25 protein-coding genes and 1 riboswitch are annotated in these 24371 nt (G+C 62.5%); of the genes, 12 read left to right on the top strand and 13 right to left on the bottom strand.

What is annotated here, in order from left to right; genetic code table 11:
- Positions 1-70: 70 nt before the first annotated feature.
- The 3 genes from FH061_RS12740 to FH061_RS12750 all read right to left on the bottom strand — a co-directional run bounded on the left by FH061_RS12740 (position 71) and on the right by FH061_RS12750 (position 2854).
- Positions 71-523 carry an Hsp20 family protein gene (locus FH061_RS12740; RefSeq protein ID WP_151636202.1) on the bottom strand — a complete coding sequence of 151 codons (453 nt, stop codon included), beginning with the start codon at positions 521-523 and terminating at the stop codon, positions 71-73.
- A 144-nt stretch (positions 524-667) separates the two neighbouring features.
- Positions 668-1726 carry an AI-2E family transporter gene (locus tag FH061_RS12745; protein ID WP_151636203.1) on the bottom strand — a complete coding sequence of 353 codons (1059 nt, stop codon included), beginning with the start codon at positions 1724-1726 and terminating at the stop codon, positions 668-670.
- Positions 1727-2044: 318 nt separating this feature from the next.
- Complete coding sequence (locus FH061_RS12750) at positions 2045-2854, bottom strand: M48 family metallopeptidase (RefSeq protein WP_151636204.1); 810 nt, start codon at positions 2852-2854, stop codon at positions 2045-2047.
- Between the two features lie 151 nt (positions 2855-3005).
- On the opposite strand from FH061_RS12750, the gene FH061_RS12755 reads away from it, so the two are divergent.
- Positions 3006-3224 (top strand): DUF3565 domain-containing protein, encoded by a 219-nt coding sequence (locus tag FH061_RS12755; protein ID WP_151636205.1) that lies wholly within the window; start codon positions 3006-3008, stop codon positions 3222-3224.
- A 14-nt stretch (positions 3225-3238) separates the two neighbouring features.
- On the opposite strand, the gene FH061_RS12760 is transcribed toward FH061_RS12755, so the two are convergent.
- The 3 genes from FH061_RS12760 to uraH form a co-directional block, all read right to left on the bottom strand.
- Positions 3239-3742 (bottom strand): 6,7-dimethyl-8-ribityllumazine synthase, encoded by a 504-nt coding sequence (locus FH061_RS12760; protein ID WP_151636206.1) that lies wholly within the window; start codon positions 3740-3742, stop codon positions 3239-3241.
- A 152-nt stretch (positions 3743-3894) separates the two neighbouring features.
- Positions 3895-4058, bottom strand: a riboswitch (FMN riboswitch).
- A 170-nt stretch (positions 4059-4228) separates the two neighbouring features.
- A complete protein-coding gene (locus tag FH061_RS12765) occupies positions 4229-5461 on the bottom strand; it encodes a urate hydroxylase PuuD (RefSeq protein WP_151636207.1) in 1233 nt (410 codons plus the stop codon).
- Between the two features lie 66 nt (positions 5462-5527).
- Entirely contained in the window at positions 5528-5881 is a 354-nt protein-coding gene (gene uraH / locus FH061_RS12770) for a hydroxyisourate hydrolase (protein WP_151636208.1), read from the bottom strand.
- 329 nt (positions 5882-6210) lie between these two features.
- Between uraH and FH061_RS12775 the strand changes: the two genes are divergently transcribed.
- From FH061_RS12775 to uraD, 4 genes are all read left to right on the top strand, one after another.
- Complete coding sequence (locus FH061_RS12775; RefSeq protein WP_151636209.1) at positions 6211-6942, top strand: GntR family transcriptional regulator; 732 nt, start codon at positions 6211-6213, stop codon at positions 6940-6942.
- A gap of 137 nt (positions 6943-7079) precedes the next feature.
- Positions 7080-8597 (top strand): nucleobase:cation symporter-2 family protein, encoded by a 1518-nt coding sequence (locus tag FH061_RS12780; protein ID WP_151636210.1) that lies wholly within the window; start codon positions 7080-7082, stop codon positions 8595-8597.
- Between the two features lie 21 nt (positions 8598-8618).
- On the top strand, positions 8619-9563 hold the full coding sequence (gene puuE, locus FH061_RS12785) for an allantoinase PuuE (protein WP_151636211.1): 945 nt from the start codon (positions 8619-8621) through the stop codon (positions 9561-9563).
- Positions 9560-10081, top strand: coding sequence for a 2-oxo-4-hydroxy-4-carboxy-5-ureidoimidazoline decarboxylase (gene uraD, locus FH061_RS12790; protein WP_151636212.1), 522 nt, complete (start codon positions 9560-9562; stop codon positions 10079-10081). The genes puuE and uraD overlap by 4 nt, the downstream gene beginning before the upstream one ends.
- 144 nt (positions 10082-10225) lie before the next feature.
- Here the strand turns inward: uraD and FH061_RS30445 are convergent, their stop codons facing one another.
- Positions 10226-10378: a hypothetical protein gene (locus FH061_RS30445; protein WP_192805044.1), complete on the bottom strand. Its 153-nt coding sequence runs from the start codon at positions 10376-10378 to the stop codon at positions 10226-10228.
- Between the two features lie 22 nt (positions 10379-10400).
- Between FH061_RS30445 and FH061_RS12795 the strand changes: the two genes are divergently transcribed.
- Entirely contained in the window at positions 10401-11492 is a 1092-nt protein-coding gene (locus FH061_RS12795; RefSeq protein ID WP_151636213.1) for a porin, read from the top strand.
- Positions 11493-11566: 74 nt separating this feature from the next.
- Here the strand turns inward: FH061_RS12795 and FH061_RS12800 are convergent, their stop codons facing one another.
- A complete protein-coding gene (locus FH061_RS12800) occupies positions 11567-12058 on the bottom strand; it encodes a GlcG/HbpS family heme-binding protein (protein ID WP_151636214.1) in 492 nt (163 codons plus the stop codon).
- Positions 12059-12730: 672 nt separating this feature from the next.
- On the opposite strand from FH061_RS12800, the gene FH061_RS31615 reads away from it, so the two are divergent.
- Both FH061_RS31615 and FH061_RS12810 read left to right on the top strand, forming a co-directional pair.
- Positions 12731-14452 carry a methyl-accepting chemotaxis protein gene (locus tag FH061_RS31615; RefSeq protein WP_151636215.1) on the top strand — a complete coding sequence of 574 codons (1722 nt, stop codon included), beginning with the start codon at positions 12731-12733 and terminating at the stop codon, positions 14450-14452.
- A gap of 258 nt (positions 14453-14710) precedes the next feature.
- A complete protein-coding gene (locus FH061_RS12810; protein ID WP_151636216.1) occupies positions 14711-15505 on the top strand; it encodes a hypothetical protein in 795 nt (264 codons plus the stop codon).
- Between the two features lie 230 nt (positions 15506-15735).
- On the opposite strand, the gene FH061_RS12815 is transcribed toward FH061_RS12810, so the two are convergent.
- From FH061_RS12815 to FH061_RS12825, 3 genes are all read right to left on the bottom strand, one after another.
- A complete protein-coding gene (locus FH061_RS12815; protein WP_151636217.1) occupies positions 15736-16569 on the bottom strand; it encodes a carbohydrate ABC transporter permease in 834 nt (277 codons plus the stop codon).
- Entirely contained in the window at positions 16569-17447 is an 879-nt protein-coding gene (locus FH061_RS12820) for a carbohydrate ABC transporter permease (protein ID WP_151636218.1), read from the bottom strand. The genes FH061_RS12815 and FH061_RS12820 overlap by 1 nt, the downstream gene beginning before the upstream one ends.
- A 63-nt stretch (positions 17448-17510) precedes the next feature.
- A complete protein-coding gene (locus tag FH061_RS12825) occupies positions 17511-18797 on the bottom strand; it encodes an extracellular solute-binding protein (protein ID WP_225984637.1) in 1287 nt (428 codons plus the stop codon).
- A 213-nt stretch (positions 18798-19010) separates the two neighbouring features.
- Between FH061_RS12825 and FH061_RS30450 the strand changes: the two genes are divergently transcribed.
- Entirely contained in the window at positions 19011-19154 is a 144-nt protein-coding gene (locus tag FH061_RS30450; RefSeq protein ID WP_192805045.1) for a hypothetical protein, read from the top strand.
- Positions 19155-19277: 123 nt separating this feature from the next.
- Here FH061_RS30450 and FH061_RS12830 read toward each other — a convergent pair whose 3' ends face one another.
- The gene (locus FH061_RS12830) at positions 19278-19892 is read right to left on the bottom strand and encodes a response regulator transcription factor (protein WP_151636219.1); all 615 of its coding nucleotides are present in this window, start codon (positions 19890-19892) and stop codon (positions 19278-19280) included.
- The gene (locus FH061_RS12835; RefSeq protein WP_192805046.1) at positions 19889-21388 is read right to left on the bottom strand and encodes a sensor histidine kinase; all 1500 of its coding nucleotides are present in this window, start codon (positions 21386-21388) and stop codon (positions 19889-19891) included. Before FH061_RS12835 ends, FH061_RS12830 begins: the two co-directional genes overlap by 4 nt.
- Positions 21389-21555: 167 nt before the next feature.
- Here FH061_RS12835 and FH061_RS12840 point away from each other — a divergent pair, with 167 nt between their 5' ends.
- The 3 genes from FH061_RS12840 (at position 21556) to FH061_RS12850 (ending at position 24350) form a co-directional block, all read left to right on the top strand.
- The gene (locus FH061_RS12840) at positions 21556-23118 is read left to right on the top strand and encodes a methyl-accepting chemotaxis protein (protein WP_151636221.1); all 1563 of its coding nucleotides are present in this window, start codon (positions 21556-21558) and stop codon (positions 23116-23118) included.
- Between the two features lie 299 nt (positions 23119-23417).
- Positions 23418-23747, top strand: a complete 330-nt coding sequence (locus FH061_RS12845; protein ID WP_151636222.1) for a hypothetical protein — start codon at positions 23418-23420, stop codon at positions 23745-23747.
- Between the two features lie 165 nt (positions 23748-23912).
- Positions 23913-24350, top strand: coding sequence for a universal stress protein (locus FH061_RS12850; protein WP_151636223.1), 438 nt, complete (start codon positions 23913-23915; stop codon positions 24348-24350).
- Positions 24351-24371 lie beyond the last annotated feature (21 nt).

Consider the following 24371-nt stretch of genomic DNA (forward strand, 5'->3'; position numbering starts at 1 on the left):
CGTTTTCATTTGTGTCGCGCTCGCTCGGCTGGCGCGCCGAGCGCCTGGCATGAGGTGTCGCGCCTTTCAATCAGGCAGCTTCACTCTGCAGCAGTTGCACATTGTCGCCGCCGATCTCGATCTTGCGCGGCTTCAGCGATTCGGGAATCACGCGCACCAGTTCGATATTGAGCAGGCCGTTGTCGAGCTTGGCGCCGACGACCTTCACATGGTCGGCCAGCTGGAAGCGGTGTTCGAAATCACGCGAAGCGATGCCGCGATGCAGGAAGGTGCGCTTGTTCTCATCCTTCTGCTTGCGACCGACGATCTTCAGCTGGTCGCGCTCGGTTTCGATTTCGAGTTCGGAACGCTCGAAGCCTGCGACAGCCATGGTGATGCGGTATTTGTCTTCGCCGACGAGTTCGATGTTGTACGGCGGGTAGCTCGGTTGCGCATCCGCGCGTGCTGCCTCGTCAAACAGGTGTGCGAGACGGTCAAAGCCGATGGCCGAGCGATAAAGGGGGGTGAAATCGTATGTACGCATGTCTATATCCTCATTAGTAAGCGATATGGTTTGGCGGACCTCCGTTGAGCATCCGCTGATTCCGATATAGGGATCGCCCGACTGCGTTTCAAGAGATTTCTGTCACGAATTTTTTCAGGCCTGTTTCGACGGTTTTCGCCCGCATCAATTGGCGTGCTCTTCCTTGGCCGAGGAGAACAGGTCCCAGACCGCAATGAACATCGCCGCGATCACCGGCCCGATCACGAAGCCGTTGAGTCCGAACAGGCCCATGCCGCCCAGGGTGGACACCAGCACCACATAGTCGGGCATCTGCGTATCCTTGCCCACCAGGAGCGGGCGCAGGATATTGTCGACCAGCCCGATCACCACCACGCCGAACACGATCAGCGTGACCCCCTGCCAGATGGCGCCGGTCAGCAGGAAGAATATGGCCACCGGCGCCCAGATCAAGGCCGCGCCGACGGCCGGCAGCAGGGACAGGAATGCCATGAGCGTGCCCCACAGGATCGGGCCCTGAATGCCAAGGAACCAGAACATGAGGCCGCCGAGCGCGCCCTGGGTTGCCGCGACGGCGATGTTGCCCTTGACCGTTGCGCGGATCACCGTCGTGAACTTGCCGAGCAGGCTGCGCTTGTGTTCCGCGCTCAGCGGAATGGCCTGCTTGATGCGGGCCGACAGCAGGGCGCCGTCGCGCAGCAGGAAGAACAGGAGATAGAGCATCACGCCGAAGCTCACCAGGAAATCGAAGGTGTTCTGTCCGATGCTGAGCGCTTGCGTGGCGATCACCTGGCTGCCTTGTGCGACGGCGGCGGACAGGCGTTCGAACAGGGAGCTGATGTCGCCCAGGCCGAAGCGGTCGAGCCAGCCGACCATCCATGACGGCATCGCATTGATCGCCTGCTGGAAATAGGCGCCGAAGTCCAGCTGGCCGGAACGTATGCGCTCATAGATGATGCTGCCTTCGCGCACGAACGAGGCGGTAATCAGCGTCAGGGGCAGGAACACGATCACCAGGCTCAGCGCGAGCGTGGCCAGCGCCGCCAGGTTCCTGCGCTGCTTCATTGCATACAGCAGGCGCCGGTAGAACGGCGCGAACAGAATGGACAATACGGCCGCCCAGAACACGGCACCGTAGAAGGGAATCAGAATCCACACAAATGCAATGGAAACGGCAATCAGCAAGATGTAAAAGGTTTTCTGCTGCAACTGTGGGTTATTCATTGTTATTCCAGAAATTGTTATGCGGATGAAATGCAAGTTTTGCAATGTTAACCGAATCAAGCGAAACGCCTTTCCACCCCTGCTTACTTCGCAAGCAGGGCAGATCGGCGTCATGCATCGTTAAAGCAGGAATCATGCACTCTGCCTATCAGCAATTTCTGAAGCGTTTTCGCCCTGACCGGCTTGGTCGAAGCCGAGGCAGATTGCCGCCGGAACAAGGCTTGAGGACGCGGCATGACCGAGCCGTGGCAGGGAGTCACAACGTAGTGCCGGCGGCAATCCGTCCGGGATCGGCAGGCAGGTGAGGGGGAAACCGCTCTAGTGTCGGGATGCGGCCTCGTACAGCGGCAGGACCGTGGGCAACATGGCCGAAATTTCGCTGATGCGGGTGGCGCTGGCCGGATGCGTGGAAAAGAATTCCGGCGGGCTCTTGCCGTCGGCGGCGGCCGCCATTTTTTGCCAGAGTGAAATCGCAGCGCGCGGATCATAGCCGGCGCGGGCGGCGAGTTCGAGACCGATGCTGTCGGCTTCGCTTTCATTCTGGCGCGAGTTGGGCAGCACGAACAGGTATTGCGCGAACTGGTTGGCCAGGGCGACCTGCGCCTGGCTGTTCTGGGTGGCCGCCAGCGCGCCGGCGGTGATGGCTTGCTGCGCGACGGCCTGGGAAACCCGCTCACGGCCATGTTCGCGCAGCGCATGGGCGAATTCATGACCCATGATGGCGGCGATTTCATCGTCGGTCAGCTTGAGACGACGCACGATGCCGGTATAGAAAGTCACTTTGCCGCCCGGAGCGCAAGTGGCGTTGAGCAGTGGTGAGTCGATCAGCATCAACTGCCATTTCCACTGCCTGGTGTCTTCCCGGAAGACCCCGACCTGCCCCTTGAGGCGGTCGGCGATGCGCAGCAGGCGGTCATACTCCGGCCCGGAAGTGATGAGCCTGTCCTGCGCCTTTGCCTGCTGTGCCTGCTGGGCGTAGCTGGTCAGGGCCATGCGCTCGACCGTGGCGGAAGAGACCAGCATCACCTGCTGGCGCGTGACGCCCACCGCGCCGGGCTTGGTGGTGGATGCGCAACCGCTCAGCAGGATGGCGGCGGCTAATGGGGCAAGGAAAATTCGTGAAGTCATGGTGTGGTCGTCCTGGTGTTATTCATTTGACAATGAAGACGCGAATTATATTGCCCCCGAGGAAAGATAGGATAGGATAAAAGATGGAAAATATTGCAACAACGGTTCTGCAATATTTGCGCACCAACGCTTGGCGTTTCGGAGGAAGGACATGACAAGGCAGCGCATCACCGGTTTTCATCAGGATGAGGAAAACCACTGGGTCGCCCAGCTCGAATGCGGACACAACCAGCATGTGCGCCATGACCCGCCATGGTTCAGCCGTCCATGGGTAGTGACGGAGGAGGGCAGGACACAAACCCTGGGGCGTACCCTGGACTGCAAGAAATGCGACACAGGCGCGCCGCCCGACGCGCGCCCGCAAGTGTAAACAGGCCCTAGGTATCAGGCCGCTGCCGCCAGCGCCGCCTGCTGCTGTTCGCCGCCGCGCAGGGCGCGCAGCTTGCCTACGGTGGTTGCGCAGGCATGCGCGGCTTCCGCGCCCTTGACCACGAAGTGGTTATGGAAGAACTGCTGATGTTCCTCGCCCGCATGGAAATGATGCGGCGTGAGCACCGCCGAGAACACCGGCACCTGGGTTTCCAGCTGCACCTGCATCAAGCCTGAAATGACGGCCTGCGCGACGAACTCATGGCGATAGATGCCGCCGTCGACGACCAGGCCTGCGGCCACGATGCCGTCGTACTTGCCGCTTTGCGCGAGGACCTTGGCATGCAGCGGAATTTCATAGGCGCCGGGCACTTCGAAGAAATCAATCGCATCGGCCGCAACGCCAAGCTTCCCGATTTCGGAAGTAAACGAGTCGCGGCAGCGGTCGACGATGTCGCGATGCCAGCAAGCCTGGATGAAGGCGATGCGGCCTGCGGCCCGGGGTGTGGAAGTAGACATTCTGAAGCTCCTATTTATGAAAAATAATAAATAGGGCGCACGGGATGGCAGATGCCGGCAGACACGGGCATCAGAGGCTCACGCGCCAGCAGGCACGACTACGCATGCCGGCAGGCGCAATGCTCCCGATGCCGTTTCGAAACGGATGACAATCCCGTCCTCTTTCATCCGGACTATGACCGTCGGCCCCGGAATCACACCGGGTCTGCTGACCCTGCACCGCCACCGGAAGCCGGTGACAACGCAGGCGCTCGCGGGCTAGGCGCTGCGCGCCACTACCGCCGGTGGGGACTTTCACCCCGCCCTGAGAACGTGCTGGCCATGCGATGGCCAGCGCCGAATATAGCATGCACGCAATTCCGGCGCAGCCTCGATGCCGCCGGATTCAACGCTATGCAGAAAAACCTGCGAAAGCCCGAAAACAAAAAACCCGTATCGGGCTGATGCCGCGATACGGGTTGGTATCGGAAGCGCGCAGGAACAGGCTTACTTCGCGCCGCCTTCGTACCACTTGCCGATGATGGCGCGTTCCTCATCGGTCATCTTCGTGATATTCCCCAGCGGCATGGCCTTCTGCAGAACGACCTGCTGATAGATCTGCTGAGCATGCGCCTTGGTCTTCTCCGGCTGGTCGAACATCAGGCCCTTGGCCGCGGTCGGCATCATCGTCGGCGCGGCGGCATGGCACTGGATGCAGTGCTTCTGCATCAGCGCCTGCACCTGGGTGAGGTCGGCGGCGGCCGCCTCGCCGGGTGCGCCCGGCGTGCTTCCGGCCGGCGCCGTGGACGGCGCCGATGCGGGAGCGGCGGCCGGCTTGCTCGGCGCGATCCAGGCCGCGGTGCCGGCCAGCAGCGCCACGGCGACGATGGGATAGACCGGATTGACCACGCCCTTGTGGCGCAGGATGAAGAACTGGCGGATCAGCACGCCGGCCAGCATGATCATCACCAGCACCAGCCAGTTGTGCGGATGGCTGTAGGTCATGTTGTAGTGGTTCGACAGCATCGTAAACAACACCGGCAGCGTGAAGTAGGTGTTGTGCACGCTGCGCTGCTTGCCTCGCTGGCCGTGGATTGGGTCCACCGGCTGGCCGGCCTTCATCGCCGCGACCACCTTGCGCTGCCCCGGAATGATCCAGAAGAACACGTTGGCGCTCATGATGGTGGCGATCATCGCGCCGATGATCAGGAACGCCGCACGGCCGGAGAACAGGTGGCAGGCGGCGTAGGAAGCGATCACGACAAAAGCCACCACCAGTACCGCCAGCAGCTTTTCATTCTTCTGCAGCATGCGGCACAGGGTGTCGTAGAACAGCCAGCCGACGACGAGGAAGCCGATGGCCAGCAGCACCGCGACGGTCGGCGTCAGGTTGGCGACGTTGGGGTCGATCAGGAACACCTTGGGATTGAACAGGTACAGCACCGAGAACAGCGCGAAGCCCGACAGCCAGGTGCTGTACGACTCCCAGTAGAACCAGTGCAGGTCTTCCGGCAGGTGGCGCGGCGCGCCGAGATATTTTTGCGGATTGTAGAAGCCGCCGCCGTGCACCGCCCACAGTTCGCCGCCGACGCCCTGGTCTTTCAGGGTCTTGTCTGTCGGCGGCTTCAGGCTGTTGTCCAGCCAGACGAAGTAAAACGAGGAACCGATCCAGGCGATCGCGACGATGACGTGCAGCCAGCGCAGCAGCAGGTTGGCCCAGTCGAGCAAATAACCTTCCATTTGAAATGTCTCCTTCTTGATCTTGCGTATGTTGCTTATGTTGCGTATTTGCGTGGCGTAGGCGGCTCAGCTGCCGCGATACGTCGAATAGCTCCAGGGGCTGGCGACCAAGGGCACATGATAGTGCTGGGAAGCGTCGGCCACGCCGAAACGCAGGGTCACCACATCGAGGAAGGCGGGTTGCGGCAACTGCACGCCCATGCGCGTGAAATAGCCGCCGATATGGAAGTCCAGTTCATAGACGCCGGACTGGAAGGCATCGCCTTCGAGCAGCGGTCCATCGCAGCGGCCATCGGCGTTGGTGGTTTTGGATAACAAACGTGTTCTCTGATTGTCGACAATCTTGTAGAGAACCACTTCGATTCCTTGTCCCGGCCTGCCATGCGCAGTATCCAGGACGTGTGTAGTCAGACGACTCATCATTACTCCAGAAATGAATGGGAAACATAGCCCGCAGCCTGAATGGCCGGAGCGCTGAGCATGAGGTGCCGCCGCGAAGGGTGACTGCAGCTGCTCAAGAGATTGAACAAAAGGATGAACAAATTGTTGACAATTCTATGGGCCGTTGGCATCCTCGTCAACATTCGAAGAAACGATTTATTGCGCATCGACAGATACTGCCGATAGCCGATAGCCGATAGCCGGTGCCAGGCGGCAGTTCCTGTCCCGGCTTTCCCGGCTGGCAATGCGCCGCGTAATATCCGATGCCCACCGCTAACCGTCCACCGCCTACTGACTTGGAAAGAACCATGGCCGCACGCCCCAAACTGGTGACCGCCGCTGCTGTACAGCAAGTATCGCAAGAACCACGCCTGCCGCCGGAAGAGCGGATGTACATCGAAATCTACGATGCCATCATGGAACATCGCCTGCCGGCCGGCACCAAGCTGACCGAGCAGACGCTCGGCGAAATCTATGACCTGGCGCGCCACAATGTGCGCAAGGTGCTTGGCAAGCTCGCCGCCGACGGCCTGGTGGACCTGGAGCCGAACCGCGGCGCCTATATCGCCAGCCCCTCCGAGCAGGAAGCGCACGACATGTTCGAACTGCGCCAGACGCTGGAGCAGATGGTAATGCAGAAGGTGGCGCAGAAAGCCACGGCGGCCGATTTCGACAAGCTGCGCCAGATGATCGAGCGCGAGCGCGATGCCTACATGCAGGGCAACCGTCCGCTGTGGATCCGCCTGTCGGCCGACTTTCATATCGAACTGGCCAAGCTCACCGGCAACATGCTGCTGGTCGACATGCTGCGCCGGCTGGTGTCGCGCACCACCCTGCTGATTTCCACCACCGAAACCACCGGCCAGCAGCCGTGCTCGTTCGATGAACATCTCCTGGTGATCGACGCTCTCCAGAAGAAGGATGAACAAGGCGCGCAGCATGAAATGGCGCACCACCTCGAACAATGCGCATGCCGGATGCTCAGGCGCCCGGAAAAGCGTTTTGATCTGCGCGCCGCCCTCGGCAGAAACGACGCCTAGAAACATAGCCGATGACCGATGGCCGATGACCGGCAAGCACCGACCGAATACCCGCAGGTACGGCGTACATAAGCTGCAGAGACAGCATCCCATAATAAAAAATCAACTCACACCCCATTTCCAGAATTGGAGACGACATGAATACATCCCGGACAGCGCCCGCGCCTGCGGTGCCTTCCTCATCGGAATCATCCGAAAGCCTGCAGTCAAACGCAGTCAACGCCGTTGACGAACGCCTGCCGGCCGGCAAGCTCACCATGCTCGGCCTGCAGCATGTGCTCGTCATGTACGCCGGCGCGATCGCGGTGCCGCTGATCATCGGCCGCGCCCTCAAGCTGTCGCCGGAGCAGGTGGCGGCGCTGATCAGCGCCGACCTGTTCTGCTGCGGCGTGGTCACGCTGATCCAGTCGCTCGGCATCGGCAAGCTGTTCGGCATCCGCCTGCCGGTCATGATGGGCGTGACCTTCGCCTCGGTCAGCCCGATGCTGGCCATGGGCGCCGATCCGACGCTCGGCGTCACCGGCATCTTCGGCGCTGTGATCGGCGCGGGCGTCATCTCGCTGTTGATCGCGCCCTTCGTCGGCCGCGTGCTGACGCTGTTTCCGCCGGTCGTCACCGGCACCATCATCGCGGTGATCGGCATTTCGCTCATGCGCGTCGGCGTCAACTGGGCCATGGGCGGCACGCCTAACATGGCCACCATTCCCGACCCCGGCTTCGCGCAGATGGTCGCCGCCGCCAAGGAAGCCGGCACCGCGCTGCCGGCCGGCCCGGCGCCGATGGTTCCCAATCCCGCCTATGCGGCACTCGACAACCTCGGCATCGCGCTGTTCGTGCTGGTGGTGATCCTTCTCGTCGCCAAGTACGGCAAGGGCTTCCTGTCCAATATCGCGGTGCTCACCGGCATCGTCGCCGGCACCACGCTGTCCTATTTCCTCGGCAAGGTCGACTTCGACAAGGTCGCCACGGCGAAAACCTTCGCCATCGTCACGCCCTTCCAGTTCGGCATGCCGACCTTCGACGTCGTGGCCATCCTGACCATGACGCTGGTGATGCTGGTCGTGATGATCGAATCGACCGGCATGTTCCTCGCGCTCGGCGAACTGACCGGCAAGCGGATCAGCAAGGAAGACATCACCCGCGGCCTGCGCGTCGACGGCCTGGGCACCATCATCGGCGGCATCTTCAACACCTTTCCGTACACCTCGTTCTCGCAGAACGTCGGGCTGGTCGGGGTTACCGGCGTCAAGAGCCGCTGGGTGTGCGTGGCGGCAGGCGTCATCCTGATCATCATGGGCGTGATTCCCAAGATCGCGCAGGCCGCCGAAGCCGTGCCGCAGTTCGTGCTCGGCGGCGCCGGCCTGGTCATGTTTGGCATGGTGGCCGCGACCGGCATCCGCATCCTGTCCTCGGTCGACTACAAGACCAACCGCCACAACCTGTTCATCGTTGCGATCTCGATCGGCTTCGGCATGCTGCCGCTGGTGGCCGAGCGTTATGCGCAGCATATGCCCAAGGCACTGTCGCCCCTGCTGCACAGCGGTATCCTGCTGGCAGCCATCGTCGCCGTGCTTCTCAACATTTTCTTCAACGGCATCGCATCGCAGGAAGAGGCTGAAGCGGCAGCCAAGGCCAACTCCCACGGAAGCGAATAACCCCAACCTCAACTTATCGCCATGCAGAACTCAAACAGTTATCCACGCGACCTGATCGGCTACGGCCGCAACCTGCCTCACGCACGCTGGCCCGGCCAGGCCCGCGTCGCCGTGCAATTCGTACTCAATTACGAAGAGGGCGGCGAAAACAGCGTTCTGCACGGCGACAAGGCTTCCGAGCAGTTCCTGTCGGAGATCATCGGCGCGGCCGCCTATGAGGCGCGGCACATGTCGATGGAATCCATTTATGAATATGGTTCGCGCGCCGGCGTATGGCGCATCCTGCGCGAGTTCGAGCAGCGCAAGCTGCCGCTCACCGTGTTCGGCGTCGCGATGGCACTGCAGCGCCATCGCGACGTCACACAGGCCTTCGTCGACCTCGGCCATGAAATCGCCTGCCACGGCTGGCGCTGGATTCATTACCAGAACATGGATGAAGCGACCGAGCGCGAGCACATGCGCACCGCGATCGACATCCAGCGCGAACTGACGGGCAACGCGCCGCTCGGCTGGTACACCGGCCGCGATTCACCCAATACCCGCCGGCTGGTGGTCGAGCAGGGCGGCTTCACTTACGACTCCGATTACTACGGCGACGACCTGCCGTTCTGGACCGAGGTGAAGACTTCTTCCGGCCAGGTCAAGCCGCACCTGGTGGTGCCGTACACGCTCGACAGCAACGACATGCGCTTCGCCACCGCGCAGGGCTTCAACACCGGCGAGCAGTTCTACCAGTATCTGAAGGACAGCTTCGACGTGCTCTATGCCGAAGGTGACCCGCAGGGCCAGGACCGGCCGAAGATGCTGTCGATCGGCATGCATTGCCGCCTGCTCGGGCGGCCGGGCCGCTTCCGCGCATTGCAGCGCTTCCTCGACCATGTGCAGTCGCATGACAAGGTCTGGATCTGCCGCCGCATCGACATCGCCAACCACTGGATCAACACCTACCCCTACCAAGCGAAATGACGACCAAGACCACTTCCCTCGATACGCTCAACGCGATGAGCGTTGCCGATTTCACCGCCACGCTCGGCGCCATCTTCGAACATTCGCCCTGGGTCGCGGAACGCGCCGCGGCAAGGCGTCCTTTCGCCAGCGTGCAGCAGCTGCATGAGGCAATGGCCGATGCGGTGCGCGGCGCCACCGAAGAGGAACGCATCGCGCTCATCCGCGCCCACCCGGAGCTGGCCGGCAAGGCGGCGGTGCGCGGCGAGCTGACCGAGGAATCGACGCGCGAGCAGAAGGGGGCGGGACTGGACCAGTGCAGCCCGGAGGAATTCGCGCGCATGCAGGACCTGAACCAGCGCTACAACGAGAAGTTCGGCTTCCCCTTCGTCATCGCCGTCAAGGGCCATGACCGCCACAGCATTCTCGACAACTTTGCGCGCCGCCTGGAAAACCAGCGCGATGCGGAAGCGAAGGAATGCATCGAGCAGATCATCCGCATCGGCGGATTCCGTCTTGCCGACAGCGTGCAGGCCTGAGCTTGCCTGAGCTTGCCTGAAGGGGCATGCGCGGGAACGCAGCCCTGCACATGCCTGCAGCAGATCATCTCGCCCCCTACTTCGGGAGAGGGCCGGGGTGAGGAGACCCGGCCCAACCTGTTTTCAGGCCGGATCTATCACGCACTAACCAATAAGCAGAACGAGCCATCCGTCTTCCGGCGCAAGACAGGGAAGACGGGACATGCTCGCGCCCGATGCGGCCGCAGCAAACGCAAACGCAACGGCAAACGCAACGGCAAACGCAGCACCAAAGCGATGCAGGTACATCATCGCCATCACATATTCCGGAGGAGACCCCATGCAATACAAGACCACATCCCTGCTGGTCGCCGCCGCCTGCCTGCAGGCCGCGTCGGCATACGCGCAAACCAATGTCACCGTGCAGGGCACGGTCGACCTGTTCGCCGGTTCGCTGAAAAACAGCGGCGACGCCGCCCGCCGTTCGGTCGTCAACAGCGGCGGCATGACCACATCGTATTTCGGCTTCAAGGGCAGCGAAGACCTGGGCAGCGGCCTGCGCGCCGAGTTCGCGCTCAACGGCTTCTTCCAGGGCGACACCGGCACCTCGGGCCGCTTTGGCGGCGACAATCTGTTTTCGCGCGATGCCAATGTCGGCATCGCCGGCGGTTTCGGCAAGATCCAGTTCGGCCGCGGACTGGCGCCGAGCTTCCTGCCCACCGTGCTGTTTAATCCCTTCGGCGATTCCTTCAACTTCGCGCCGCTGGTCGTTCATGCCTATGTGCCGTCGGGCGCCTTCGGCGCGCGCAGCTGGATCGCATCGAATGCGTCCGACAGCGGCTGGAGCAACCAGATCATCTATTCCACACCCGACTTCAACGGCTTGCGGGCCAACCTGCATTACCAGTTCGGCGAGGCCGCCGGCAGCAACGGCATCAACAACGTCGGCATCAACCTGCTGTACTTCAAGGGCCCGCTCGGCCTGGCGGCCTTCTATCACAATGCACAGGCCAGCAATCCCAACGGCGGCGCCGCGCTGATCGACGCCACCGCGGCGCCGGTCAACTACCGCGCCATCAACAAGCAGAGGGCGTACTTCCTCGGCGGCAGCTACAACTTCCAGGTCGCCAAGCTGTTCGCCACTTACCAGATCAACGATGACGACACCGCGACCGCAGCCGGCATGAAGGACAAGACCTTCAGCCTCGGCGCCAGCGTGCCGGCGGGGCCGGGCTCGGTGCTGGCCAGCTATGCCAGGACCAAGCGGGACGGCAGCCTGCTCGCATCCGATCTCGAGCGCGATACCATGTCGGTGGGTTATGACTATCTGCTGTCGAAGCGCACCGATGTCTATGCGATCTACATGTCGGACAAGATCACCGGCGCCAGCAGGGAAGGCAGTTTCGGTGTCGGCGTGCGCCACCGCTTCTGACGAAGGAAAACGGCAGTGCGGGCCGCGGGCCTGCACTGCCGTGATGCTTGCGAGCCTTACGAGGCTTGCGATGCTTACTTCAGCTGTTCCTTGACCTTCTCCAGTGCCGCCTGCGCGCACTGATCGTCGAGGTGGCCGCCCGGCGCGCCGCCGATGCCGATGCCGCCGATCACATCGTTGCCCGCCTTGATCGGCAAGCCGCCGCCGAGCAGCAGGAAGCCCGGCAGGTACACCAGGTTCGCGGCGCCGGCATTCTTCTGCGCATTCTCCATCATCATCAATGTCGAGGCCTTTGCCGAAGCCGAGGTGTAGGCCTTCTGCTGGCTCGAACCGAGCGTATGCGGACCGGCGGCGTCCGCGCGCTGCACCGCCTTCACCGTGCCGGCGCGATCAACGACGGTGACCGCCACGGCATAGCCTTTCTCGGCACATGCCGCGACGCCGGCGGCGGCAATCTGGCTGGCGAGTTCCAGGCCGATGTTGCGCTCGGTGCGCACTTGCGCATGCGAGGCCGACATGGCGAGTGCGATCAGTGTGGCGGACAGTGTCTTGAAGGCGAAATGCATTTGAGCTCCTTGGAATGGTTGGTTGTTGGCCTTGATGACCATGGAGGCAGATTAGCAATGGTCGGCGTGCGAAAAATCCGCAAAGTCACGTGCGGGAATAAGTAAGCTTACGTAGCCGTAAGAGCTTCCGGCGAGAATCTGCCAAGCCAGTCCAATTCAATGCCTTGCCCTCTTTCAACCGTCATGAACCTGGTGCCTAAGTATTAACTTTGTGTGTAACCACCTGTTGCTTTCATGCCGATATGTACTGCACCTGACAAATAAAGCCGCCATTTAGTTGACAATGGGCAACATTATTCTGAGAATAAGCCCATGTCTTTTGCCGTACCCTGAATGAATTTCAGGCCATTCCATGCCATGAGATTGCGTCTTTTTCCGACCGCCCGCGTTGCGCTCTTGATCCATGGCCCCCGCTATGGATTTCTGATCCGCCACCACGCCTCGCCGGTCGAAAAAATTCCTTGGATCCCATGCCACGTTATGGCTTGAGACTGGTATGACTCCTCCGCCCAAACCCCGCGGTAATCAGTTCCTGCAGCATTAATAAAACCATTGAAATCAACGGCCAGGCACTTGGCCGGTGCGTTCGTGCGCCCTTATGTCGCGGACGGCGCGCCTGTCATGTGTTTGTGCCGCCAGCGGATCAACGCATCCGCATGAAAGGAAAAATACATGTTCAAGAATCTGAAACTCGGCACCCGCCTGCTGGCAGGTTTCCTGTCCATCGCCGTGCTGGGTGCGATCGTGGCCGCCATCGGCATCTTCAACATGAGCCGTATCAATACCCTTGCCGAGCGCATGTACGAGAACGAGCTGGAAGGCCTTTCCCATATCAAGGAAGCCAACATCAATCTCATTTACATCGGGCGCGCGCGCGGCAACGTGCTGCTATCCACCACGGAAGAAGAGCGCCGCGCCAACATCGAGAACATCCGCAAGTACAGCAATGAATTGCGCGAGCACATCAACAAGGCGCGGTCCCTGTTCGTCACGGACAAGGCTCGCGAAATGTTCACCGAATACGACCGCGTAGCCGCCCTGTATGCCGAGACAACAGCCAAGTCGCTGTCCCTGGCGCAGCAGGAAGCGCTGGCGCAGCGCAGCCCGGAGCTGGCGGCGGTGCTCACGGAAACCCGCAAGCATGCCAATACGCTCGACCAGTTGCTGACCGATCTCGCCGAGCAGAAGGAGGCCCGCGCCAAGGCGTCGGCGGACGAAGCCGCGGCAGTGTACGCCAATAGCCGCAACTTCATGATCGCCCTGATCTTGTGCAGCGCCCTGGCCGGTCTTGCTCTCGGCATCCTCATCACCCGCGGATTGACCCGCCAGCTGGGCGGCGAACCCGCCGAGGCGACCGAGGTGGCGGCACGCATCGCCGCCGGCGATCTCACCGTCGCCATCCCTATCCGCCCGGACGACCGCAGCAGCATGATGTTCGGCCTGCGCCAGATGCGCGACAGTCTTGCATCCATCGTCAGCGATGTGCGCACCGGCACGGAAACCATCGCCACCGCCTCGTCGCAAGTCGCCGCCGGCAGCCAGGACCTGTCTTCCCGCACCGAACAGCAGGCCAGCACCCTCGAGGAGACCGCATCCTCAATGGAAGAAATCACTTCCACGGTCAAGCAGAATGCCGACAATGCGCGCCAGGCCAACACGCTGGCAGACACCGCATCGAACATCGCCGTGCGCGGCGGCGAGGTGATCGGACAAGTGGTCGCGACAATGGGCGACATCACCGATTCCTCGCGCAAGATCGTCGACATCATCGGCGTCATCGACGGCATCGCCTTCCAGACCAACATCCTCGCGCTCAACGCGGCGGTGGAAGCGGCCCGCGCCGGCGAGCAGGGCAGGGGCTTTGCCGTGGTTGCCGCCGAAGTGCGCACGCTGGCGCAGCGCAGCGCGGCGGCGGCGAAGGAGATCAAGTCGCTGATCGACAACTCGGTGGAGCGGGTCGAGGCAGGCAGCACGCTCGTCAACGAAGCCGGCACCACCATGAAGGAGATCGTCGACAGCGTCCGGCGCGTCACCGACATCATGGGCGAGATCACTTCCGCCAGCCAGGAACAGACCACCGGAATCGAGCAGATCAATCAAGCCGTGGCGCAGATGGATGAAGTCACGCAGCAGAACGCCGCGCTGGTGGAAGAAGCCGCCGCCGCCTCGGATGCAATGCGCGATCAGGCGGCGCGCCTGTCGCAGCTGGTCAGCGTGTTCAAGGTCGATGCAAGGCAAGGCACGGCAGCGACGGCCGCCGCAGCCCCTGTTCATGCGCAGCCCGCGACGCGCCGTGTCGCGGCCAGGCCGCAGACTCGGCAAACGGCCGTCGCCCTGACTCGGAAACGCCAGGAACCGGCGGCGCATGCGGGCGGGGAGTGGGAAGAGTTCTAAGCAGCGCCAGTGGCGCGTTGGCAGTCTGCTGATTCAATCCTTCCCTGGTGACGGGCGAGTCAGCACCCGCTTCTACGCCAGCTAATCGTTGAGCCGGGCGATGGCGTCCATGCCGGCACGCCATGCCTGCAACTCGCAGCTCCCCGCCGGTTTCCGGCGCAGGGACAGCACCAGCACCAGCACCAGCAGTCAAGCATGTCATGCCGGGGAACCGCATGACACCGTTTCGCCACATACCGGTAATAGCGGGCAGTCCGGATGAAAAATTCGGACGCCGTGAATGTTGACAACGAAGACGTTGTCTCTAACCCTACTGCTGACGAGGCTGCAATGACTGGCGTATCCAACCAACAAAAAAAGTATAACTTCGACCCCACGAATTACGTCACACCGGAATACAAGAAAAAGAACGGCGAATACCAGCTTACCGACTATCAGGCCGCGATAACGGTTCGCAACTGGATGCATGCCAATATGCCGGGAGGGATGATCAACGGAGGAATGCTCTCGCAGCTGGCGAAGCTGGACAAGCTCGGTTCGGGCGCCCATACCGTGGATGGAAAGACATATAACTTCACCGAGCAGGAAAAAGCGGCGTTCCGAAAATTCAATGAAGACGGCGCAACATTGTTCCGCAGGCTGGACTCGGGTGAAAACGGTACGCATGATTTTCAAATGGGTGAATGGGATATCGACGCTGCAATCAAGAACGGCAGACTGCATGGAACGACACAGCATTCCGCGCAAGGGTATTGGCGGAACCGAAACGAGGACATGCCGCCCGCCCAGGCCGCAGAAGTGCTCGATGACTACCTGACTGAAAAGGTGGGCAACGGCTGGACAGTGAAGGAAAAAGATCTGAGGCTCATCGGAGATTCACACGGAATGTATCTCAATACCAAGAATGGGCGTGAATTCGTCATGATCGACGATCCGGAGGTCATCCGGGCCGCGGGCGTTGTTCACGATAATTGGAGCAAAATGCAGATTGGCGAGGGAAACAGCGTCGGAACCCTGTCACAGAAAGAGCTCAACAAACTGCTGGACGTCTGATATTCCAAGCCGTTCCATGGGATGAGGCCGCGTGTTTTTCCGCGTGCCCGCGTTGCGCTTGCCATCCATTGGTCATGGCCCCGCCATGGATTCCCGATCTGCCGCCTCGGCCCCGCCAGTCCCAGTCGAAAACATCCCGCGAACTCCGTTGGCGCGTGATGACTTCGGACTGGGTTGCCATCGTCCGCTGGCGTCAATCCGAACCGCTCGCAACGCTTATCAAACACAGCCTAGCCCTTGAGCCCGGTGGCGGCCAGCAGTCCGGCGGTCACGCGCCGTTGGAAAACGAGATACGCCACGGCCACCGGCAGCCCGCCCAGCAGCGCGGCCGCCATGGCTTGCGCATAGCGGACGCCGAAGGCGTCCTGGGTTTGCGTCAGGCCGAGCGGAATCGTCATCATGTCGGAAGAGGTGATGATGATGAACGGCCACAGGAAATTGTTCCAGGCGCCGATGAAGGCGATGATGGCCATGGCCCAGACGATATTGGCGCTCACCGGAAGATAGACATGCCGCAGCACCTGCCAGTGCGATGCGCCGTCGATGGCGGCCGCATCGCGGAAGTCGGACGGAACGGCATCGAAGAACTGCTTGAACACATAAATGGCCATCGGCGACACCAGCTGCGGAAGAATGACGCCGGCATAGGTATCGACCAGTCGCAGCTGGTTCATCAGCCGGAACAGCGGCACGATCAGCGCTTCGAACGGCAGCATGAAGGCCAGCATCGTCATGGCGAACAGCACTCCCCTCCCGCGAAACTTCAGCTGCGAAAACGCGTAGGCCGCCGCGATGCTGATGGCCATGGTCAGTATCGTCACCAGCACGGCAACCAGCGCGCTGTTGAACAGCCAGCGCGGCAGGCTGCCGGCTGCAAGCACCTTGGCGAAGGCGGCGGCGGTCCAGGTCTGCGGCAACCAGTGCAGGCTTGCCGAGACCGTCTCATGCTCCGGCCGCAGCGCGGTGCTCAACGCCCACAGCAACGGCGCGCTCCACAGCAGGGCGAGCGCCGCGGAAGCCGCGACCGCGGCCAGTCCCCAGAACAGCGAAGGCTTGCGCACCATTACCCTCTCCTTCCCAGCCAGCGGATGAAGCCGGCCTGCAGCAGCGACAGCACGGCGACGATGACGACGAAGGCGATCGCAATCGCGGCGGCATAGCCGGCATCGCTCTGGACGAACGCAGTTTCGTACATGTAGTGCAGGGTTACGCGAGTGGTGTTGAATGGTCCGCCTGCGGTGAGGATATAGGTTTGCCCGAAAATCTTGAACGAGGCGATCAGCTGCAGGATCATCGCCATCGCAAAGGTCGGCCGCAGCTCCGGCCAGGTGATGTCGCGAAACGCATGAAAGCCGCCCGCGCCGTCGAGCGCGGCGGCTTCATACAATTCCCGCGGGATATTCCTCAGGGCCGCCACGAACAACAGCATGTTGAAGCCCACCGTCCACCAGATGGTGCCGATGGCCACGGCGGGCATGGCCCAGTCGAGATCCGCCAGCCAGGCGCGCTCGCCGCCGGCAAGGCGGTTGACGAGACCCAGCGTGGGATGCAGGATCCAGCCGGCGATCAGCGTCATCACCGAGATCGGCAGGACATACGGCAGGAAAAATGCCGCCTGCAGCAGACCGCTTGCGCGCCCGGCGCGCTCGACCAGCAGCGCCATCAGCAAGCCCAGCGTTGCAAGCGGCACGACCGTCAGCGCCGCGAAATAGAGCGTATGGCGCAAGGAATCGAGGAAGGCGGGGTCTTGCAGGAGCGCCGCATAATTGGCGGTGCCGACAAAGGCGCTGGTGCGCGTCAGGCTGCTCTCGGTGAGGCTGATGTAAAAGGTCTGCAGCGCCGGGATAAGAAAGAACAGCAGGAATACGAAGAGGAAGGGCGCAAGCATCAGGTAGCCGGCCCCGCTGCGGGAGGGCGTGCCGCTGTCAGGTGGGTCGGACATCAACGCAAGGCCTTGGTCGGATGAGGGTTGCATGCGGTGGCGGGGTGGGCGCGGGAATGGGTATCAGTATTGCGGCGGCGGTTTCCTGAGCAGGCGGGCGGATTCGGTCTCGAACCTGTGCAGCGCCTGCGGCGCGGTCAGCTGTCCCGACAGGGCCGCCGGCAGATATTTGGAAGCAATCGACTGCAGGGGGCCGGCCGCGCCCGCATACCAGCCCGCCGCTTCGTCGATGACATGTTCGACGCTGCCCGCATACATCGCATTGGGCATGAGCGCGCGGGCCGCCGCCGATTCGGCCACCGGCCGGTAGGCGGGCACATGGCCGCCCTGCGCCCACTCCAGCGAATGCCTGCTGACATAGGCAACAAAGCTCAGCACTGCCCGCACCTTTTCGCCGGACAAGGGGCGGCCGGCATTGGCGGGAATCGCAAAGCCATGCGAATCTCCCCAGACGCTGCGATTGCCGTACAGGCGGGGAAACGGGACGATGCCGAAATCGAAGCCCAGAATGCCCGCTTTCCGCGCGGCGACGAGCTCGGGCACTTCCCATACCCCATTGATCATGAATCCCGCCTTGCCGCTCGTGAACTGGCTGGTCGATGCCGGATAATCCAGGCCGCGGCTTGCATACCCTTGTGCGAACCAGTCGCTGATGACGGCCAGCGATTCTTCCCCCGCCTTGCCGTAGGCAAAACCGCTGCCGTTGATCAGGGTGGCATTCCTCTGCGCCAGCATGGAGAGCCAGAGCCGCCAGACCGCGAATGAATTGGGGCCGCTCTCCATGGTCATGCCATGCTCGCCGGTATGTTGCCTGACCGCCCTGAAGGCTTGCGTCAGTGCGCCGATGTCTTCGATCGGTCTGAGCCGGCCTTCTTCATCGAGCAGGCGGGCACGGCGCGCGAGCGTCTTGTTGTAATACAGCACCAGCATGTGAAGATCGAGCGGCACCGCATAAGTCTGGTTCCGGTACTGTGCGCCGCTCCACTGGCGCGGATAAAAATCCTCCTGCTTCAGGCCGGCGCCTTTCAGCTCCTCATCGCTGATGGGACGCAGCACGCCCCCGCCGGCCAGATTGCCGATGCGCGACAGATGAATCGTGGCGAGGTCGGGTCCGGCGCCGACCACCGAAGCCGTAATGAGCTTGGTATAGAAGGGTTCGCCCCACTTGAGGACGGTTTCGACCACCTTCACCTCCCGCTGGCTGGCGTTGAAATCCTTGATCATGCTGCGCATGCGCGCGCCGTCTCCGCCCCCGAGCAGGGTCCAGAGCCTCACTTCGGTCTGTGCGAACGCCGGGGCGTTGCCGGCCGCAGCCAGCATCAGGATGGCGAGCATCTTGATCAGTCGCATTGCCATGTCCTTTGCATGTCGTCTCCGGGAAATGTCGCGGCCATTCCGATCGATGTTTGTCTTGCTCCAGCGCATGGGAGCATGCCCTAGCGCGATCCTTGCATGAGTGTATAGGAAGGCGCAGCGTCAATTCGACGCGGGCATTTGACGCATTGCCAAAGAATGAAGCGGATTGCGAATCCGCGTACGGACGCCCCGGGCTGGCCTCGGCGCATGGCAGTGTTGGCCGTCGATGGTACCCGCAGTTCGCTCGAAGCAGCGCTGGATGCCGCTGCGGCAAAATCATTGCACGCGAAAAACTTTCTCGACATGATGCAGTCTCGCTGCCCGGCGCGGGCCGCGCAGCAGCTTATCTGACGCAGCCTGACGGAGTTTGCACCAATCTGCATCTATCGATCGGGTTGTTCAACGTGCCTACAGTAACGGAACCCTGACGCCAAAGAAGCTCGGCAAACGGATGAAGCCATCGGCGCCGCGACGTCATTGCTCCACCAGCGGCGCATACTGCCTCACCAGCTGCGCCAGCGTCTCGGCCTCCAGTTTTTCCGCGAGATGCGCGCGATGCACTTCCACCGTGCGCGGCGAAAGATCCAGGGCGCGGCCGATCTCGCGGTTGGTCAGGCCGGCAACCAGCAATTCGAGCACCTCGCGTTCGCGCGCGGACAGGCGGGCAAAGCGCTGCCGTGCGACACGCTCGGCTTGCTTGCGGCTTTTCTGCAGCAGGTGCGTCCTGAGCGCTTTCTGCAGCGTATCGATCAGCAATTCATCATCCACCGGCTTTTCCAGAAATTCCGCCGCGCCGGACTTGAATGCGCGCCGGCACAGATCCACCGTCGCGTGCCCGGTGAGGATGATGACCGGCTGCGTCACGTTCATCGCCATCAGTCGGTCGAGCAGGCTCATGCCGCTGCCGCCCGGCATGCGCACGTCGAGCAGGATGGCGCCCGGCTGTTCCGGATCGAAGCGCAGCAGGAAGGCCTCGGCGCTCGCATGCGCCTGCACCTGCATGCCTACGGTCGACAGCAGCAGCGCCAGGCTCTGGCGCACCGCATCATCATCGTCAATCAGATAAATCACCGGCAATACCGAATTCATGTTGCGATCTCCTGCTCCGTTCTTGTAAAGCGCAGAGAAAACTCCGCGCCGCCCGTCGCGCCGTTGGCGGCGCTGATGGCACAGTTCATGTTGCCGGCGAGGGTTTCGCACAGCGTCAGTCCCAGGCCCAGCCCGTTTTCCCTGGTGGTGTAAAACGGTTCGAACAGGCGTGGCAGCGCCTGCGCCGGAATCCCGGGACCGTTGTCGGCAATGCGCAGCACGTCGTCCCGCGGTCCGCTTTCGATATGAATGCGCAGGCGGCGCGCTGCCACCGGCATGCCGTCCATGGCCTGCAGGGCATTGAGCAGCAGGTTGTGCAGGATCTGGTCCAGCGCCACCGGGTCGGCCGGCACGCTCACCGGCCTGGCTTCGTCCACCTGCACCGGGGCCGTGTGCCGCCGCTGCAGCTCCGGTTCCAGCAGATGCAGCGCGCGCCGCACCGCATCGCCCAGCGCCACCGTTTGCACGGCCTGTTCCTGCTGCCGCTGTTCCACCAGGCTGCGCAGGCGGCTGATGACGGCGCTGGCCCGCTTGGCCTGGGCAATCGCGTGGCCGAGCGCCTGGTCGAGTGCGGCCGCCTGCGCATCCGAGCGTTCCTTCCCGAGCAGTCGCCGCGCCGCCTGGCAATTGGCGAGTATCGCGGTCAGAGGCTGGTTCAATTCATGCGCCACGCCGGCGGACAGCTCACCAAGGGTGTTGAGCCGCTCAACGCGGCGCAGGCGCAGCAGGCTTTCCGCGCGCCGGCGTTCCACCAGCTGCCGCCGCAGCATGTAAGCCGCCGTCATGATCAGTCCCGATATCACTGCCCAGGAAGCCATTGCCGCCAAAGGCAGATCCGACCATGCAAAGCCGCGGCGGATGATCAGACTGAACGGCTGGCTGTCGGAAGACAGATGCTTGCTGAAATCCAGCTGCCACGCCGCATCCGCCAGCGGGCCGGGCTGCAGCAGCATCAGGCCATCCGCAGCGGCCGCATCGCTTTCGTGGCGAAGCTGCACCTGCAGCGGAGCGCCCGGCCATTCGGCGCGTGGAATCATCTGCCGCATGTCGATCTGCAAGGCCCAGCCGCCGTGTTCTCCGGCCTGCACCAGCCAGTAGCGGCCACGGGAAAATTCCGCGCCGGCGACTTCGGCATGGCCGCTGCGCCGGGAAGCCGCTTCCGCCTTGCGCAGGCTGTCGTCCCACAGGCCCTCCATCCGGCTGCACAGCACCGCGACGAGCTGAGGGTAGATGCGCATGACCTGCGTCCGGACCGATGGCGCGCAACCGGCATCGTTGGGCCCGCCTGCTGAGAGCGTGGCAAGAATGGTGTCGTGCTGCACGGTGCGCTGCGTCAGCAGCCGGTGCGCAATCCGGCTGTCGGTTTCGAACAGGCGGCGCTGCTGATCGAATTCGAAACGGCAGATCAGGCCGACGCCGCCGGCCAGGAAGAGCAGCCACCCCGCCAGCCAGGCAAGGAGTCGGGTCCGGTTGGTGAACAGCTGACGCATTGTCATCGGCATGGCTTCCTGATAAGGCCCGAGATGCATGGCGTCGACACAACACCGGCTATCCGTGGCGCATATATTGTATACAAAAATTGTATCGTAAGCTAAGCTTCGCGGCATGTACGGCTGGCTTCGCGCCGACGCCGAATTCCTTGTTCTTGCCGTAGGGGGCTTGCATGTTTCGTAATACCAGTGTCGGAATGCGCCTTGTCTGGCTGATCGCATTCAACAGCCTGCTGCTGATTCTTTCCGGCGCCGCGGCGCTGGCATCGCTTTACAAGAGCAACGAGGCCACCCGCCATCTGTATGAGAACCAGCTGGCGGCCAGCATCCATCTCGCCGATGCGCGATCCAACCAGATGCTGGTGCGGGTGTTGCTGGATCAGGCGGCGTTCGCGCCCGAGTCCCCCGATGCTGCCAAGCGCGTCGCGGGAGCCGAGGCCTTCCGGCAGAAATCGCAGGAGGCGTGGGCCGCGTATTCCGCGCTGCCGCGCAATGCCGGGGAACAGGCGCTCGCGGCCGATGTGGCCGCCAGGCGCGAAGCTTTCTTCAGCAATGGCGTCACACCGCTGATCAAGTCGCTGCAGGCGCTCGACCGCGACGCGATCCTGCGCAACGTGATGGAAGTGCTGCCGGCGCTGGATCGGGAGCTCAATGCCCGCGGCACGGAACTGGCGCGGCAGCAGCTGGAAAGCGCACGAAGCGAGTATGAGCAGGGCCAGCAGGAATTCAGGCTCTTTACGCGCATCGCGCTCGCGGTCATCGTGTTCGGCGTGCTGTTGGGCGCCTGGGTTGCATGGCTGATCCGCAGATCCATCGTGCGGCCGCTGGGCGAAATGATGGAACAGTTCGACCGGATCGCGGCCGGCGACCTGAGTGCGCGCATCGAGTCCTGCGGCCGCAACGAGATCGGGCGCCTGATGGATGGCCTGGTCCGCATGCAGTCAAGCCTGTCGGCCATGGTCGGCAAGCTGCGCGCCGGTGCCGAACTCATCGCCACCGCCAGCCAGGAAATCGCCTCGGGCAATGCCGACCTATCGCAGCGCACCGAGGAGCAGGCGGCCTCGCTGCAGGAGACGGCAAGCAGCATGGAAAACCTGGCCGATACCGTCAAGCGCAACGCCAACAATGCGAAGCAGGCCAGCGGCCTGTCGGGCGATGCGCTGCAGATCGCGCAGGAAGGCGGCGAAGTCGTCAGTCATGTGGTCGTCACGATGAGCGGCATCAGCGCCTCTTCCGCGCGCATCGTCGACATCATCGGCGTCATCGAAGGCATCGCCTTCCAGACCAACATTCTCGCGCTCAATGCCGCGGTGGAAGCGGCGCGCGCCGGCGAGGAAGGGCGCGGCTTCGCGGTGGTGGCGAGCGAAGTGCGCAACCTGGCGCAGCGTTCGGCCGCGGCGGCGAAGGAAATCAAGGCACTCATCGACAACTCGGCGCGCCAGGTCAGTGAAGGCGCGGTGATGGTCGACCGGGCGGGCAAGACCATGGAAAAGATCGTCGGCGCGGTGGGACGCGTGGAGAGCATCATGACTGAAATCAGCCACGCCTCGGTCGAGCAGAGCAGCGGCATCGACCAGGTCAGCATCGCGGTTTCGCAGATGGATACGGTAACCCAGCAGAATGCGGCACTGGTGGAGGAAGCCGCCGCCGCCGCGGAGGCGCTGGAAGAGCAGGCGCGCCTGCTTAATGATGCGGTGGCGCAATTCCGTCTGCCGTCGGCCATGCTGCGGACGTAGTACGGGCAGGGTGCGGATGACGCCGGTGCGGCGCACCATGTTTCTTGAATACTGGAAAATCTTCGGGGAGCCGTGCTGAAGGCGCATCCGCCGGCGTTGCACAATCAGCATGTTCCTTGTTGCGTTCGACGCCCGATGCAGGAAGATGATTGCCGCAGTGAATGGCCATCGCCGCCGCGTACGCCGCCGGCGGTCGATGACGACGCCAAGCGCCGCCCCCGGCCGCTTCGATCTGGATCGAATCAGCCCCTGTCTGTTATAGTCGTGACATCTATACAAAGCATGGCGTCGTCGTCCTGATGAAAAAGGTTCTGGTCATCCTGCTGCTTTTCATTTTCTCCGCCCAGGGTGCCGTCGTGGCATCGGGCGGCGGATGTGCCGTTGCAGGGGACTGGCTCGGCATGGAGCAAACGCTATCGACAATGTCATCAGACAACGTCGGCCCGGATGTTGCTCTGAATGATCTGGACGATCTGCAGGTATCGTCCTCCATCGAGGAAATGTCCGATTATGTTCCTCCGGATATGGCGCTGAAGCAGCCGCGCGAACCCGTGCTCAGCCCGCCGGTGATTGCACTCGTACTCTCTTCCATCGATCTTCCCCGCGCATTGCCGCCTCCCAGAGTCTGAGAACGCTCTTCCTGTCATGCCTGCAGCACAGGACCAGGGCCTCGGGCCTCGGGCCTCGCGAGCCTCGTCGCATGCTGCAGATTTCCATTACTTCGCACGCCGCCGCCACTGCTGCCTGATTCGGCGGGGGCGTGCCGGTGTTCGCGGATCGCCGGGAGCAAGACCGTGTTCAAATCCATACTCATGCCCATCGATGGCTCGTCGCTTTCCTTCAAGCCTCTTCCCGCTGTCATCACTCTCGCAGTACAACTGAAGGCCAAGCTCGTTTTCCTGTCGATTGCGGAGCCTCGGCTCTTCAACGCATCGGATGCCGATGCCGTACGCACCGGCGAAGCAGTCGAAACCGCCAATCTTCACACCGCTCAGCAAAACATAGGCAGGGCACTGGCATCGGCCAGGAGCGCCAATGTGCCTTGCGAAGCGGTGGTTGCCCTGTCGCGCCTGCCATGCGACGAAATCCTCGACACGGCCGACCGCCTGCAGTGCGATGCAATCGCGATCGCCACCCGAGGAAAAATGGGAGTGATCGATACGCTCTTCGGTGAAAGCACAACGCAGGAATTGCTGAGGAAATCCTCGATTCCGGTGCTAGTCTTTCCATAGGCGCCGCATTCAACATTAGCC

This window comes from Noviherbaspirillum aerium (assembly GCF_008929045.1).
GTDB lineage: Bacteria > Pseudomonadota > Gammaproteobacteria > Burkholderiales > Burkholderiaceae_D > Noviherbaspirillum > Noviherbaspirillum aerium.